This is a genomic window from Erythrobacter sp. MTPC3 (assembly GCF_042854385.1).
Classification (GTDB): Bacteria; Pseudomonadota; Alphaproteobacteria; order Sphingomonadales; family Sphingomonadaceae; genus Erythrobacter.
In genome coordinates, this window is the sequence record NZ_BTGP01000011.1 from 83,982 (window position 1) to 99,156 (window position 15,175).

Below are 15,175 nucleotides of genomic sequence, written 5' to 3' on the forward strand. Positions count from 1 at the left end.
GATTGATGATCGGCGTTGGTCGGTGCTGTTCATAAAGCTGCTTTACAACGGTAACACACCTCCATAGCTTGCCTTGCAACAGGAGGGATTGTTGCAATGCTCGAACTCAGCGGTGTCAGCCACGTCTATTCAAACGGCGTTCGCGCGCTGGACAATGTAACGCTCTCCATTCCCAAGGGAATGTTCGGACTGCTTGGGCCCAATGGCGCGGGCAAGTCCACTTTGATGCGAACCGTGGCGACTTTGCAGACGCCGACATCGGGCGGGATAACGTTTGGCGGCATAGATATCCTTCAGGACCCGGAGGCGCTGCGCAAACGGCTGGGCTACCTGCCGCAGGATTTCGGTGTCTATCCGCGCGTATCGGCATACGACATGCTCGATCACATGGCCGTGCTGAAGGGCATCGGATCAAAGGGCGCGCGCAAGGACACAGTCGAAACCCTGCTCAATCAGGTCAATCTGTGGGACATGCGCAAGAAAGCGATTGCCGGCTTTTCCGGCGGGATGCGCCAGCGGTTTGGCATTGCGCAGGCGCTGATCGGCAATCCTGATCTCATCATCGTCGATGAACCGACCGCGGGTCTGGACCCAGAGGAACGCAACCGGTTCCTGAACCTGCTGGCCGAGATTGGCGAGAATGTGGTGGTCATCCTCTCGACCCATATCGTCGAGGATGTCGCCGATCTGTGCCCGCGAATGGCGGTTATCGTGGAAGGGGCAATCCAGCTGGAAGGCGCGCCGCTCGACCTCATCCAGAAATCGCAAGGCACCATCTGGGCGAAGGAAATCGAACGCGGCGAACTCGAAGCGTATCGCAAGATGTACGAGGTGATCTCCACCCGGCTGTTCGCGGGAAGGACCATCGTGCACATCCTGTCGGACACCGATCCAGGCGATGGATTCTCGTCTGTCGATGGCGGGCTTGAGGATGTGTATTTCTCGACCCTCGCCTCCAGCCGCCGCGTCGATCCCGCCGCAATCGCAGCCGCCTGAGCGCAGGGAGCCACCATGTTCGCAAAAATCGCGCTGTTTGAACTGCGTTACCAGATCCGCAACCCGGTGTTCTGGGTCGCGCTTGTCATTTTCTTCCTGCTCACATTCGGCGCGACCGCCAGCGACAGCATCCAGATTGGCGGCGGCGGCAATGTGAATGTGAACAGCCCATTTGCGATCCTGCAAACGCAGATGATCCTCTCGCTGTTCTATATGTTCGTCACCACCGCGTTCGTAGCGAATGTCGTCGTGCGCGATGATGAAAGCGGTTTCGGGCCGATGGTCCGCACCACGCAGGTTTCCAAGTTTTCGTACCTTATCGGGCGGTTTGCCGGTGCAAGCATCGCCGCGCTGCTCGCCTTTCTCGTCATTCCGCTGGCGATTTTTGTCGGTTCGATGATGCCGTGGGTCGATCCTGAGACTGTGGGGCCGAACAGGCTATCCGATTATCTCGTAGCCTATGCGCTGTTCGCAGCGCCGACGGTTGTGCTGCTGTGCGCGATCTTCTTCGCCGTGGCGACGATCACTCGATCGATGATGTACTCATACGTCGCGGTCGTCGGTTTTCTTGTGCTCTACGTCGTGTTCAGCGTCGTGGCAGGGGATGAACCGGAATACCGCGAGCTCGCCGCGATGATCGATCCATTGGGCTTCAGCGCGGTCGCAAACGAAACGCAGTACTGGACCGCGGCGGAGCGCAATTCGATGCTGCCCGCATTTGAGGGCAACATCCTGTTCAACCGGCTGCTTGCACTCGCGCTTGCGGCACTCTCGCTCGCTTTGGCGTACTGGCGTTTCAGTTTTGCTGACAACGGTGTCTCCGCGCGCAAGGCGAAACGGCTGGCGAGAAAGGCTGAAAAGCTGGGCCGCAGCAAGCCGCAAATGGTTTCCGTGCTGCCGCCGACCGAACCGGAAAAAGCAGGCCTTGCAAGGCTGCTGAAAACCACCCGGTTCGAAATTGGCCAGGTGCTGCGCAGTCCGGCATTCGTCATCCTGCTCGCAATTGGCCTGTTCAACAGCATCACTGCGCTCATGTTCGGCAATGAACTTTACGGGACGCCGCCTGTCCCGGCGACATTTGCGCTGATCCCGCTTTTGGAGGGGTCATTCACGCTCATCCCGATCATCATCGCGATCTATTATGGCGGCGAACTGGTCTGGCGCGACCGCGACCGGAAATTCCACGAAGTCATCGACAGCACATCGCTTCCGGGCTGGGCTTACATGGTGCCAAAGACGATTGCGGTGACGCTTGTGCTGCTTTCTACCCTGCTTGTATCGGTCATCGCGGCAGTCGGCGTGCAGGCCGCGCGTGGGTATTTCAACTTTGAAATCGACAAGTATTTCGCGTGGTACATCCTGCCGACGACGGTCGATCTGGTTTTCATCGCCGTGCTATCGGTGTTTGTGCAGGCGCTTAGCCCGAACAAGTTCGTCGGCTGGGGCATCATGGTCCTTTATCTCGTAGCGTCGATCACGCTGTCCAATCTCGGTTTTGATCACCCGCTGATCCTCTATGGATCGATTGGACCTTCGCCGGTTTCCGACATGAACGGTGATGCGGTTGGCGGCGCGCTAGGTTGGCTGATGCGGCTGTACTGGGGCGGAGTGGCATTGCTCCTGGCGGTCCTTGCCCATCTGCTCTGGCGGCGCGGGACAGAGACGCGTCTGATGCCGCGCCTTAAGCAGCTGCCCCGTAAGATTGCCTCACCTGCAGGCGGGCTGGGCATTGCAGGCGTGCTCGTCTCGGTCGCCACCGGCGCGTTTCTCTACAACCAGATGAATGTCGAGAACACCTACCGCAATCAGGACATGACCGAAGAGCTGCTGGCCAATTACGAGAAGGAGTATCTCCAATATGCCAGCCTGAAACAGCCTTCCATCACCGACGTAACGCTTGCCGTGGATATCTACCCGGAAGAACGCCGGCTGGAGGCGAGCGGCACTTATCAGTTGGTCAACGACACCGGCGCCCCGGTTGAGATGCTGCATGTTCGCCTGACCGATCCCGAGACAGAACTGCTCGAAGTTGAAATTCCGGGTGCGACGCTGGAAAACAATGACGAAACGTATCAGCACCGGATCTACCGCTTCGACACACCGCTTGCCTCCGGTGAAACGGCGACGCTCAGCTTCACCAGTCGGCGTTGGCACAGGGCGCTGTCTACAAACGGATATGGCACGCGCCTGGTTGAGAACGGCACGTTCCTGAACAACAGCGAATTTGCGCCTCAAATCGGGATGGACCGCAGCGGTCTGCTGACCGACAGGGCGACACGCCGCAGCTATGATCTGGAACCGGAACTGCGTCTGCCCAAACTCGAAGACGATAGCGCGCGCGAGCGGAACTATGTCGGCAATGTCGATTGGGTGAACTCCGACATCACTATTACCACATCGGCGGACCAGGTGCCGATTGCGCCGGGGTCCAAGGTGTCGGACGAAACGCGCGGCGACCGGCGTGTTGCCCGGTTCCGTTCAACCTCGCCCATCCTCGCATTCTTCTCGATCCAGTCGGCTGACTACGAAATCGCTACCAAGAATGCAGACGGCGTTGAACTGCAGGTTTATTACGATGCCCAGCACCCCTACAATGTGGACCGGATGCTGGACGCGATGGACCGGTCGCTTTCCTATAACCGTGCCAATTTCGGGCCCTATCAATTCGACCATGCCCGCGTGATCGAATTTCCCGGCTATGCCTCGTTCGCTCAGGCATTTGCAGGCACGATGCCGTATTCCGAAAGCATCGGTTTCCTCGCCAATCTGGGTGATCCCGGAGAGATCGATTACGTCACCTACATCACCGCGCACGAGGTCGCCCACCAATACTGGGCGCACCAGCTGATCAGTGCGGACATGCAGGGCGGCACGATGCTGGTGGAAACGCTGGCGCAATATTCCGCGCTGATGGTGATGAAAGAGATGTATGGCGAAGACCAGATGCGCCGGTTCCTGAAATACGAGCTCGACAGTTACCTGCGCGCACGCGGCAGCGAAGCGATTGAGGAACTCCCGCTGGAGCGGGTCGAGAACCAGGGGTATATCCATTACCGCAAGGGTTCGGTGGCGCTTTACCTGTTGCAGGACCGGCTGGGTGAGGACCGCGTGAATGTCATGCTGTCAGACCTGCTTGACCGGTATAAATTCAAAAGTCAGCCCTATGCGAGCTCCAAGGATCTGGTCGAAGGATTTTATTCGCTGACCCGCAGCGATGCCGAACGTGATCTGGTTCGCGACCTGCTGCAGCGGATCACAGTTTACGATTTGAAGGCGGATAATGCGCAAGTGCGCGAGCTTTCCGATGGCCGGTTTGAAACCACGCTGACGATTGCCGCGGCAAAATTCTATGCCGACGGCGAGGGCGCTGAAACCGAGGCTGACCTGTCCGATGAGATTGAAATCGGGTTATTCACCGAACGGCCCGGCGGGGAGGCATTCGACAAAGCAAACGTGATCCTGTTGGAGCGCCGTCCGGTGGTTTCAGGTGAGCAGAACATTACCGTAGTCACAGACCAGCGCCCGTCATGGGCAGGGATCGATCCATATAATAAATATGTCGATCGGAATTCGGATGACAATCTGGTTGAACCTGACTGAACCGATAGGGTCGCAGCTGCCCTTGGTCACAACCAGTCCTGCAACCGCGGTGCGCGCAATTTTGATTGTCATGCTTGCGGGAGTTTCATAGATCGTGGTTAACAGATCACTTGATCGCGGCGTCACTCAACACCTCGGCCGCGCAAATCTTTATGGTCGATTAACCATTGTGCACTAGCCGCTGCTTTGGCCGTCAAATATGACTGATTGGCCGCGATAAAGAAATTCAGCTTAACCCCCGAGCATTTCATTTCACACGACGCTTAAATTTAACTGGTCTGGTTTTACATTAGGCGCACTTAGAGGATGATATGACGGTTGTAATCGGGGCGAGCGGACGTTTGGGGCAGGGGCTCATCCGGGCACATGGCGCTCAAGATGTAGTCGCCTTGGGCCGGACCGATTGCCACGCTTGGGCGGAAGATGACGCGTCAGACCGCGTCGCCGATAAGTTGGCAGCCGCTACGAGGCCCGGTGACACCGTTTACGTGGCGACAGGGCTTCTCGACCCCCGGCTCCCGGCACACGCGCTGGACGAGGTGAATTTTACCCTTCCCCGAAATGTGATCCTTGCAGCCGAAGAGCTGGGGTTGAGCGTCGTTACATTTGGCACCGTGCTTGAAGGCATGATGAAGCAGCCCAACGCTTATGTCCGATCAAAAGAGCGGCTCTCCGCCTATGTGGCAGAAGCCGTGTCGCGCAATGCAAACGTTCTGCATTGCCGTATGCATACCCTGTTTGGATTGGGCGATCCGCCGCCCTTCATGTTCCTGGGACAGCTATTTGCAGCTGCGCGGGCGCGGGTGCCGCTGGAGATGACATCGGGACTGCAGCTGCGCGAATACCAGCACGTTCTCGATACGGCTGCAGCGGTATGCGCGGTTCAGGAAAGCGGCTGCCGGGGCCATGTGACAATCAGTCACGGCAAACCGGTAACGCTCAGGGACATTGCGACGTCCGTTGCAGAGGCGGTGCAGTTTCCCGAATTGGCAAAATTTGGAGCTCTCGCCGATCCGTCAGAAGAAAATTATGGCGTGGTTTTCGAAGCCACTTTGCTGCCCGAACAGATTGAGTTTCGCGATACGCTGCCTGCCATTGCAGAATATGCTGCACAGCGTATTAAACTGGACGCTGATGACTGACCGGGGCGCTGTTGCGGCAAACCGATCGGTCCGATGCGTTGCTGCGGGAACTTGAAAGACGCTATGACAGAAGATGCAAAGCCTCTCATTTCGATCTCGGTTCCGGTTTTCAATGAAGAGGAAAACGTAGAACAGCTCTATCAGCGACTATCTGCGCTTGCAGATAAAATGTCCGACCGGTGCATGTTCGAATTTGTTTTCTCCGACAACCATTCCAGCGATGAAACCTGGTCCAGGCTAAGGCATCTGGCTGAAAATGATGGGCGCGTGCGGGCCATCAGATTTTCTAAAAATTTCGGGTTCCAGAATTCGATCCTGGCCAATTACATGCACACGCGCGGCGATGCCGTGCTGCAAATCGATGCAGACCTTCAGGATCCGCCCGAGCTTCTGGAGGAATTCTTTGACCTTTGGCAGCAGGGTTATCAGGTCGTTTACGGCATCCGAAAGGGCCGCAAAGAAGGGCCATTTGTTAATCTATTCCGAAAGATTGGGTATTGGGTCATCGATAAGGTGAGCGAAAATCCGATCCCCAGAGACGTCGGTGATTTTCGTCTCGTCGATCGCCGGGTTATCGAGGCTGTTTCCCGCAGTGGTCAACCAAACCCTTACCTGCGCGGTATAATCGCAGGAATGGGCTTCAACCAGACCGGCGTTGCATATGACCGGGATGCCCGGACAGCTGGCCGAAGCCAGTTTGGCACTTTGCGGCTTGTCAGCCTTGGTCTGACAGCAGTTCTCAATCATTCGACCGTCCCGTTGAGAATTGCGACATACACTGGCCTTATAATCATCCTTGGCACTGTTGCCCTGACAATTTTCTATTTAATTTCAAAGTTCCTCAATCCCAATCTGCCTCCGGGCTTCATCAGCATCCAGCTTCTGATTTTGTTTGGGATCGGTCTGAACGCATTTCTTCTGGGTATTATTGGTGAATATATCTTGAGAATTTACCGCACAATCCGCTCTGATCCGATAGCAATCATCGAGCAAAGCCTAAACATCAAGGATGGCGATTTGAAACTCTGACAGCACCAGAGGCAGCAGCAATTACACATAAGCCAGCGCGGCTTTCGATGTCTGATGACGATGGATTGAATGCCAGATGCCAGCAAAACTGGCCAAGATTCAGTCCAGCGCAAGCCAGACACTTAATGAGATAATGAAAAGACAAGAGGGCAGGACAAATGCAAGTTGCGATACTTTGTGGCGGACTGGGAACGCGGATCCGGGAAGAGACCGAACTGAAGCCGAAGCCGATGGTCGAAATCGGGCACAAACCGATCCTGTGGCATATCATGCGAAGCTACAGCCATTTCGGTCATAACGATTTCGTGCTCTGCACTGGTTACAAGAGCGATGTAATAAAACAGTACTTCCTGAATTACCCGAACCACAGCCAGGATATCGAAATCGATCTCGAGTCTGCTTCGGTCACCAACCTTGGTTCCGCTGAAGAGCAGTTGCCGTGGAAAATCCGCATTCAGGATTCCGGTGTCCAGACGCTGACGGGCTCACGCTTGAAACGCGCGACCAAGTATATCGATGATGATATTTTTCTGGCGACCTATGGTGACGGGGTGAGCAATGTCGATATCAACGCCGTGATCGAACATCACCGGGCCAATGGGAAGCTTGCGACAGTTGTCGCCGTTCGCCCGTCATCGCGTTTCGGCGAACTCGCTCTTGACGGAGATGTCGTGTCTTCGTTCACGGAGAAACCGCAGACAGGCTCTGGCTGGATCAATGGCGGCTTTTTTGTTTTCAGCAAAAGCATTTTCGAAGGCCTGTCGGATGCGGATGACATCACGCTTGAAGAAGGTGTCTTGCAAGGGCTGTCCGAACGAGGTCAGCTCAGCGTGTATCGCCATGACGATTACTGGCAATGCATGGATACGCAGCGCGAGATGAACCTGCTGGAATCCTACTGGCAATCCGGGAAAGCGCCGTGGAAAACGTGGTGACCCCTGATAATTGGTGGCAAGACAGACGCGTTTTCGTAACGGGCCACACCGGCTTCATGGGCGGCTGGCTTTGCAGCTATCTGCTTAGCAAAGGTGCGACCGTATCAGGCTACGCGCTGTCGCCGATCACCACGCCGTCATTCTTTGAATCCGTTTCGCTTGGTGACAGGCTGCACAAATCGACAATCGGTGATGTCCGCGATCTGGAAAGCTTGTCAGCCGCAATGAAAGAGGCTGCGCCAGAGATCATATTTCATCTGGCAGCGCAGCCACTGGTGTTGACGGCCCACCATGACCCCGTCGAAACTTTCGAGACCAACGTGATGGGCACCGTGAATGTCCTGCAGGCCGCCCGAAGCCTTGCGGATTTGAAGGCATTGTTGCTGGTTACGACCGATAAGGTTTATCAGAACAACAACTGGCATTGGCCCTACCGGGAAAACGATCCTTTAGGCGGAAAAGAGCCTTACAGTTCGAGCAAGGCGGCCAGCGAGCACGTGATCACGGCTTATGCGAACAGCTATTTCCCCGATCTCGGGATAGCGGCGCTACGCGTTGGCAACATTATCGGCGGCGGCGATTGGTCTGCCAATCGGTTGTTGCCTGACGCCGTGCGCTGTTTCGCAGCTGGTGAGCCGCTGACCTTGCGCAATCCGCGCGCCACGCGGCCATGGCAGCACGTGCTTGATCCGCTACCGGGATACCTCGCTTTGGCAAAGGCGCTGGCTGAAAATGGGACTGCATTTTCTGGCGGCTGGAATTTTGCATCAGCTGCCGAGGATTGCCAGCCTGTCGAAATTGTCGCTCGCCAATTATCCGATATCTGGGGCGCGGGGGCCGAAGTCGAGGTTGAGCAGAATTCCAAGGTATTTGAAGAAAAACTGTTGGCGCTCGATAGTTCCAAGGCCCGCGCCGAGCTTGGGTGGTCGCCGAACTGGCGATTGTCCGACGCGATTTCGGCTTTGGTCACGTGGTACAAATCCCATGCCGAGGGTGCCGATATGTGGGCAATGACCCAAACCCAAATTGCTCAATTCGAAAGTGACGGGAGCCAGCATGGCCAGTGAATGTAGATTCTGCAAATCACCTCTTGAGCATGTCGTGGTCGACCTTGGGTTAAGCCCGGTTTCGAACCATTTTCGCGATTCAAGCCGTGTCGATCATGAGGGGCAAACCTTCTATCCGCTCAAGGCATTGGTGTGTGAGAGCTGCTGGCTGGTCCAGTTAAGCGATGTGGAGACACCGCCCCATTTTTACGAAGACTACGCCTATTTCTCGTCGTTTTCGACCTCATGGCTGGCGCATTCCGAACGCTATGCAAAAGAGATGCAAAAGCGGCTCGGCCTTGGCTCGGAATCGTTCGTGCTCGAACTTGCCAGCAATGACGGATATTTGCTGCAACACTTCAAGAATGCCGGCATCAATGTTCTGGGCGTGGAGCCATCGGAAAATGTCGCTGCCTATGCAAAAGAGCATCATGGCATTGATAGTATTGTTGAATTTTTTGGCAAATCGCTCGGCGATGAGCTGCGGGGCAAGGGTATCTCTGCAGACCTGATTTGCTGCAACAATGTGCTGGCCCACGTTCCCGACATTCGCGATTTTGTTTCCGGTATCGGGCCGGTGTTGAGCCCCGATGGAACCGTAACGATCGAATTTCCCCACCTGCTGCAAATGCTGACGCAAGGGCAGTTCGATACGGTCTATCACGAACACTATTTCTATCTCTCCCTGCTCAGCGTGGAGCGCATTCTCGGAGAATGCGGCTTGGCCGTTTATGGTCTTGAACAGCTCAATACTCACGGCGGATCGCTGCGGGTCTTTGCCAAGCATACCGAAAGCGATGTCAGTGATGAGGCTTTGGCCGCGACACTGACAGAGGTGCGCAATGCCGAGGCGGAATTCGGGTTGAACAGCATCGCTGGATACAGCGGTTTTGCCGCGCGGCCGGCCGACTGCAAGGCGGACCTTCTGTCGTTCCTGATTGACGTCCGGAAAGCGGGCAAAACGGTCTGTGGCTACGGTGCGCCCGCAAAAGGCAACACAATCCTGAATTATAGCGGCGTGGGGCCGGAGTTGCTGCCTTTCACCACGGATTTAAGCCCGCAAAAACAGGGCAAATTCCTGCCAGGGGTCAACATTCCGGTGTTTCACCCCGATCATATCAAAGCCACGCGGCCAGATTATGTGCTGATCCTGCCATGGAACCTGCGGGAAGAAATTGTGCAGCAATTAAGCGATGTTCGTGACTGGGGCGGGCAATTTGTCGTGGCCATCCCAGAGCTTGAGATCTTTTGATGGAATTTGCCGAGACATCATTACCGGGTGTCTTCCGGATCACGACGACGCCTCATCATGATGCCCGCGGGCACTTCGCGCGAACATTCTGCCAAGAAAGCTTCGCAGCTCATGAATTGGAGCAACCAACGGCGCAGATGGCATTGTCCTATAATGCTAAAAAGGGGACGCTGCGCGGTTTGCACTTCATCCCCGCCGCGGAGGGTGAGAGCAAACTTGTCCGCTGCGTATCCGGCGCGATTTTTGATGTTGCAGCCGATCTGCGCCCCGCATCGCCGACTTTTCGCCAATGGACCAGTGTTGAGTTGAACGCCGAGAATATGGAGGCACTCTACATCCCTCGCGGCGTCGCCCATGGCTTTGTGACGTTAACCGATGACGCGCAGGTTCTGTATCAGTTTAGCGAGCCCCATCGCGCTGGCGTTGAAAAAGGCATTGCGTGGAACGACCCGGATATCGGCGTCGAGTGGCCGGTTGCGCCAACAATCATGTCGAGCCGTGACGAAACGCTGCCTTTTCTTGCTCAAATAGATCCGTTGTCATGACGACGCCGCGGGTCTTGATCACAGGCGCGCGCGGGTTTGTCGGATCGCAAATCCGCGCGTGTCTGCCTGATGGCTATGATGTGCACGCGGTCGCGCGCGGTCGTGTCGCCGCCGATGGTGCCACTTGGCATCAGGCGGATCTGCGTGATCCTGCCGACTGCCATGCGCTGATCCGGGATGTCAGGCCCACGCACCTCGTCCATAGCGCGTGGGAAACGACCCACGGTGCGTTTTGGGAATCGGACAAAAACCGCGCCTGGCTGGAGGCGGGTAAGGCGCTTTTTACGGCTTTCCATACCAACGGGGGGCAACGCATCGTCGGCTGCGGGACCTGCGCCGAATATGTCGGCGCATCAAGGCCGCTGCGTGAGGAGGATGACGATCAGGTGCCGCCTTCGCAATATGGACGCGCGAAACGCGACCTGCTCAATGCGCTGCGCGAAATGCCCGTTTCCTTTGCATGGGCGCGGATTTTTTATCCCTATGGAGCGCATGAGAACCCGGCGCGGTTCGTGCCGTCAATATGCCGATCATTGTTGCAAGATGATCCGGCGCAATGTTCGTCCGGCACCCAGACACGCAATTTCATTGATGTAAGAGACCTGGGGGCGGCCATCGCCGCGCTCGTCGATAGCAACCTCGTTGGCCCAATAAACGTGGGGAACCCCATTTCTCACAGACTTGGCGATGTGGCCAAGCTGCTGGGACAGATCGCAGACCGTCCTGATTTGATAGCGCTTGGAGCGTTACCGGACCGGGAGGGTGAGCCAGCCATCCTGATCCCTGACTTACGGCGCCAGACCGAGGAATTGGAGTTCGGTCCAAAAATTAACATATCCCGCGGCATGAGCGATGCTTATCGTTGGTGGGCGGATGAGATGGCCGTTGGCCACGCAAAAGACTTATCTTGATCACGAGACACTTAACCTGAGGGCCAGACATGACAGACAACGCGTTCCAGACTGAACGAAATGAAAATATCGCTGCGATCGGCAATGATGAAGAATTCGCAGCCAAAACGAGTGCCTGGCTGCACCACGCTCAAGAGCGTAAATATTCCTATCAATTTGACTGGATGGGCCTTCCGATCATTCAGTATCCGCAAGACGTCTTGGCGATGCAGGAACTGGTCTGGAACATTAAGCCAGACTTGATTGTCGAAACGGGCATCGCGCGGGGCGGCTCTGCTATCTTTTACGCATCACTGCTTGAACTGAATGCGATGTGTGGCGGACCCGCCGATGCAGAAGTGGTCGCAGTCGACATTGATATTCGCGATCACAACCGGCAGGCAATCGAGGCGCATCCGATGGCAAAGCGGCTGCATATGATCGAAGGCTCCAGCATCGACAGCGGTATCGTCGATCAAGTCAAATCGCGCGCGGCCGGGCGCAAATCAATCCTGGTCTGCCTCGATTCCAACCATACCTGCGATCATGTGCTGGAAGAACTGCGGGCCTATGCCCCGCTGGTTACCAAAGACAGCTACATGGTCGTTTTCGATACCTTGATCGAGGAACTGCCCGCAGGTGCAATCGGGGAGCGGCCATGGGGCCCCGGCGATAACCCGCTCACGGCGATCCATAAATATCTGCAAGAAGATGACCGGTTCGAGATCGATCACGATCTGCATACAAAGCTGCAGATCACCGTCGCGAAAGAAGGTTACCTAAAGTGCATCGGCTAAAATAATGGGACAGTTTTCTGTCCTTATTCCGGTTTACAACGGAGCCACGTTTTTGGCGGAGGCGCTGCAATCTGTTGCCGATCAAACGCTTGAAGATATTCAAGTGGTTGTAAGTGATAATGCATCTTCCGATGGCACGTCCGAGATACTCGACCAATGGAAAGATCGACTGAATTTGCGCGTGGTAACGCAGCAAAAGACCCTGCCTATGCAGGATCATTTCAACGCGATCCTCGGCCTGGTCGAGACGGAATTCTACATCCTGCTTTGTCACGACGACTATCTGGCGGACCCGGATGCGCTGGCGCTTGCGCGTGATGCCCTGATGGCTGAGCCAACAATCGCAGCGGTCTATTGTGATCTGCTTTATGTCAGCCCGGAACGACGCGAGCTTGCGAGACGCACGTTTCGGCGTGACCGCCTTTTTTCGGCAGAAGAGGCGGGAGTGAAGACGCTTAAAACGGCGCGCAATCAGTTCGGGATTCCCCTCGGAGTGCGCCGCTCAAGTCTGGGCGCATTGCGATATGATTCGCGTTTTCATTATGCGATGGATGTCGATCTGAGCTGGGCCATATCACGTCACCAAGATGCGCTTCACATCCCGCAGCCGCTCATCGCGAACCGATACGGCGGCACGAACATGACGTGGTCCTTGTTATCCAAGGCGCGCAAAGAATTCCTAGAGCTCGCAAACAAATACGGCATCGCCCTGGGCCCCTTGGGTCTGGTGCGTCTGACTGCTGTCAATTTTGTTGTCAGCCAGCAAAAGCGGATCTTTGGATTGTACCAAAGCCTGGTCACAAGGTGGGCGTGACCTCTAGAAACCTGTCAACGGTGGCGCAAAGCCAGTTCGTGCGGTTTGGCGTCGTCGGCGCGTTCAACACTGCGCTTAGTTTTGGCGTTTACGCCTTGGGCATTTACGCCGGGCTGACATATTATGCGGCCAGCTTTGTCGCATTGGTTTTCGGCATCGGTGTCAGTTTTGTTGTGCAGGGCAAACTTGTTTTCCAATCGCGGCTTAAAGGCCGTTTTCCGGCTTTTCTCGCGATGTGGTGTTCGCTCTACCTGCTGAATATCGCAATCATCAGACTGCTGGTGACATTTGATATGAGCTATTATCTTGCGGGACTTCTCGCGACCTTTCCGGTGGTCCTGCTTTCGTTCATTTTGCAAAAATTTATCGTATTCAAAGCGCCGTAACAGTGCCGATCCAACCTGCCCAAACCGGTTCATTCAAAGTGCGAACGGCTCTCGTGCTGATGCTGTTCTCAGTCGCGATAATGAGGCTTGTTCTGACGTTTCTTCATGAAGCCAATTGGGACGAATATCTGAATCTTGCCATGATCTACGATCATCAACGCGGCGAACTGCGCGAAATTCTTCAGACCGGTTTTGTCCATTTGTTCGGCTGGGTCACTTGGGTATCGCACAATGAAGCCGATCAGGTCATCGCCGCGCGCATCGTGTATCTTGGCGTCGGCCTTATAACATCTGCCGCGATCTGGAAGACAGCGCGAAGCCTGGTTTCGGCCGAAGGCGCGTTTTTTGCAGTCCTTTGCTATTGGGGTTTTAGCTTCAATCTGGTCCACGGCGTGTCGCTTAGGACTGATCCTCTTGCAGCAAGTGCGATGATGTGCGCGCTGTGTCTGGCCATCTCGCCGAGCCTCTCAATTCGCCGCGCAGTCGCGGCCGGTATATTGGTGGGATTGGCGGGTTTCTTTACGATCAAGGCGATTTTTTACGTACCGGCTCTGGTTGCGGTTGTTTTGATCCGCTCTGCAGGGAACGAGGCCGCATCGATGATGAAGGGTGTTGTAGCCGTCGTCATAGTCGGGGTGGCCGCCTTGCTTTCGTTTGCAGGCTTGAGTTTGGGACATGCCGCGACGTTTTCCGATGCGGCCTCTCCATTCGAATTTGTCGGCCGCACTGCAGACAGCACGTTGGCCCCGCAAAACCATCTGGTTTTAATCACGTATCTGCGTGCCGCACTTTATCAGAACGTTGTTCTGGTCGCTCTTTGGTTGGTGGGATTGTTCGGTCTTGTCATGCGTTTGAGAAATCGTGAAAGCCGAACGCAGGGTTTGCTCGGTCTGGCATTGGTCATGCCGCTACTTTCGTTTTTGATCTATCGGGATACCTATCCCTATTATTACCCGTTCATCCTCGCACCGGTCATGGTCATCACAGGTTTCGCTTGGGATGATATAAGGCGTAGATACGGGGTTATCATCGCGATGACGGCTGGTGCTGCGGCGTGTATTTCTGCTTTGCTCGCGACGGTTGAACAGGTGCAGAAACCGATTGAACGGCAGCATATGACACTAGAGGTCATCCATCGCCTGTTCCCTGATCAAACATCATATATAGACGGGCGCTCGATGGTGTCATCGTTTTCGAAACGCGGGCCTTTTATGAGCACCTGGGGGATGACTGATTACCGGCGTGACGGTGTTCCTGTCATGGGTGAACTTATCGAGCGACACCAACCTAAATTCTTGCTGGCTAACACATGGCATTTGCAGCTTGATCGGTTGTCGCCAGCACAGTCTGAGGCACTCGAATTTGGTCTGCTCTCTGCGGATATGCAAACACTGCGAGACAATTATATGCGCTATTGGGGGCCCCTTTACGTGCCGGGGAAGACCATCAAAGTAGAAGACAACAGCGTACAGATATTGGTATCGGGGACTTACCGATTAATCGCTGATGCGCCGGTTTTCATTGAGGGGAAGCCTTTGATGCCCGGCAGCGAGATTGCATTGGATGCAGCAGAATATAACGTGTCGGCCACAACCACCTCGAAGCTCATCCTGAGTGTCGAAGCACCACGTGAACCGCCCCCGGAAAAGCTGCTGTTCGGCGGGTTCTAACGAACATCTTCTGATCTCGAACTTTTGCGCCCCCGGACGAACCGCCCCGCCTCCTCCGTATGCGAAATCATCG

Annotated in this window: 13 protein-coding genes; all 13 read left to right on the forward strand. The window is 55.5% G+C overall.

Annotated features, from left to right (window positions below; genetic code table 11):
* The first annotated feature begins 96 nt into the window (after positions 1-96).
* The 13 genes from ACGHU1_RS14745 (at position 97) to ACGHU1_RS14805 (ending at position 15,102) form a co-directional block, all read left to right on the forward strand.
* Positions 97-996 (forward strand): ABC transporter ATP-binding protein, encoded by a 900-nt coding sequence (locus tag ACGHU1_RS14745; RefSeq protein ID WP_390588161.1) that lies wholly within the window; start codon positions 97-99, stop codon positions 994-996.
* A gap of 15 nt (positions 997-1,011) precedes the next feature.
* The gene (locus ACGHU1_RS14750; protein WP_390588163.1) at positions 1,012-4,596 is read left to right on the forward strand and encodes a M1 family aminopeptidase; all 3,585 of its coding nucleotides are present in this window, start codon (positions 1,012-1,014) and stop codon (positions 4,594-4,596) included.
* 311 nt (positions 4,597-4,907) lie between these two features.
* A complete protein-coding gene (locus ACGHU1_RS14755; RefSeq protein ID WP_390588165.1) occupies positions 4,908-5,738 on the forward strand; it encodes an NAD-dependent epimerase/dehydratase family protein in 831 nt (276 codons plus the stop codon).
* A gap of 63 nt (positions 5,739-5,801) precedes the next feature.
* Entirely contained in the window at positions 5,802-6,767 is a 966-nt protein-coding gene (locus ACGHU1_RS14760) for a glycosyltransferase family 2 protein (RefSeq protein WP_390588167.1), read from the forward strand.
* A gap of 158 nt (positions 6,768-6,925) precedes the next feature.
* Positions 6,926-7,702 (forward strand): glucose-1-phosphate cytidylyltransferase, encoded by a 777-nt coding sequence (gene rfbF, locus ACGHU1_RS14765; protein WP_390588169.1) that lies wholly within the window; start codon positions 6,926-6,928, stop codon positions 7,700-7,702.
* The gene (gene rfbG / locus ACGHU1_RS14770; RefSeq protein WP_390588170.1) at positions 7,687-8,769 is read left to right on the forward strand and encodes a CDP-glucose 4,6-dehydratase; all 1,083 of its coding nucleotides are present in this window, start codon (positions 7,687-7,689) and stop codon (positions 8,767-8,769) included. Before rfbF ends, rfbG begins: the two co-directional genes overlap by 16 nt.
* Positions 8,759-10,000: a methyltransferase domain-containing protein gene (locus ACGHU1_RS14775; RefSeq protein ID WP_390588172.1), complete on the forward strand. Its 1,242-nt coding sequence runs from the start codon at positions 8,759-8,761 to the stop codon at positions 9,998-10,000. The genes rfbG and ACGHU1_RS14775 overlap by 11 nt, the downstream gene beginning before the upstream one ends.
* On the forward strand, positions 10,000-10,545 hold the full coding sequence (gene rfbC, locus ACGHU1_RS14780; RefSeq protein WP_390588173.1) for a dTDP-4-dehydrorhamnose 3,5-epimerase: 546 nt from the start codon (positions 10,000-10,002) through the stop codon (positions 10,543-10,545). Before ACGHU1_RS14775 ends, rfbC begins: the two co-directional genes overlap by 1 nt.
* Positions 10,542-11,456, forward strand: coding sequence for an NAD-dependent epimerase/dehydratase family protein (locus ACGHU1_RS14785; RefSeq protein WP_390588174.1), 915 nt, complete (start codon positions 10,542-10,544; stop codon positions 11,454-11,456). The genes rfbC and ACGHU1_RS14785 overlap by 4 nt, the downstream gene beginning before the upstream one ends.
* Before the next feature lie 29 nt (positions 11,457-11,485).
* On the forward strand, positions 11,486-12,232 hold the full coding sequence (locus ACGHU1_RS14790) for a cephalosporin hydroxylase family protein (RefSeq protein ID WP_390588176.1): 747 nt from the start codon (positions 11,486-11,488) through the stop codon (positions 12,230-12,232).
* A gap of 4 nt (positions 12,233-12,236) precedes the next feature.
* Positions 12,237-13,046, forward strand: coding sequence for a glycosyltransferase (locus tag ACGHU1_RS14795; RefSeq protein ID WP_390588178.1), 810 nt, complete (start codon positions 12,237-12,239; stop codon positions 13,044-13,046).
* Positions 13,043-13,432 (forward strand): GtrA family protein, encoded by a 390-nt coding sequence (locus ACGHU1_RS14800; RefSeq protein WP_390588180.1) that lies wholly within the window; start codon positions 13,043-13,045, stop codon positions 13,430-13,432. Before ACGHU1_RS14795 ends, ACGHU1_RS14800 begins: the two co-directional genes overlap by 4 nt.
* 2 nt (positions 13,433-13,434) lie before the next feature.
* Positions 13,435-15,102, forward strand: a complete 1,668-nt coding sequence (locus ACGHU1_RS14805) for a hypothetical protein (RefSeq protein WP_390588181.1) — start codon at positions 13,435-13,437, stop codon at positions 15,100-15,102.
* Positions 15,103-15,175: the final 73 nt, after the last annotated feature.

Coding starts and splice junctions, on each gene's coding strand:
- ACGHU1_RS14745 (WP_390588161.1), top strand. CDS start 97: ATGCTCGAACTCAGCGGTGTCAGCCACGTCTATTCAAACGGCGTTCGC.
- ACGHU1_RS14750 (WP_390588163.1), top strand. CDS start 1,012: ATGTTCGCAAAAATCGCGCTGTTTGAACTGCGTTACCAGATCCGCAAC.
- ACGHU1_RS14755 (WP_390588165.1), top strand. CDS start 4,908: ATGACGGTTGTAATCGGGGCGAGCGGACGTTTGGGGCAGGGGCTCATC.
- ACGHU1_RS14760 (WP_390588167.1), top strand. CDS start 5,802: ATGACAGAAGATGCAAAGCCTCTCATTTCGATCTCGGTTCCGGTTTTC.
- rfbF (WP_390588169.1), top strand. CDS start 6,926: ATGCAAGTTGCGATACTTTGTGGCGGACTGGGAACGCGGATCCGGGAA.
- ACGHU1_RS14775 (WP_390588172.1), top strand. CDS start 8,759: ATGGCCAGTGAATGTAGATTCTGCAAATCACCTCTTGAGCATGTCGTG.
- rfbC (WP_390588173.1), top strand. CDS start 10,000: ATGGAATTTGCCGAGACATCATTACCGGGTGTCTTCCGGATCACGACG.
- ACGHU1_RS14785 (WP_390588174.1), top strand. CDS start 10,542: ATGACGACGCCGCGGGTCTTGATCACAGGCGCGCGCGGGTTTGTCGGA.
- ACGHU1_RS14790 (WP_390588176.1), top strand. CDS start 11,486: ATGACAGACAACGCGTTCCAGACTGAACGAAATGAAAATATCGCTGCG.
- ACGHU1_RS14795 (WP_390588178.1), top strand. CDS start 12,237: ATGGGACAGTTTTCTGTCCTTATTCCGGTTTACAACGGAGCCACGTTT.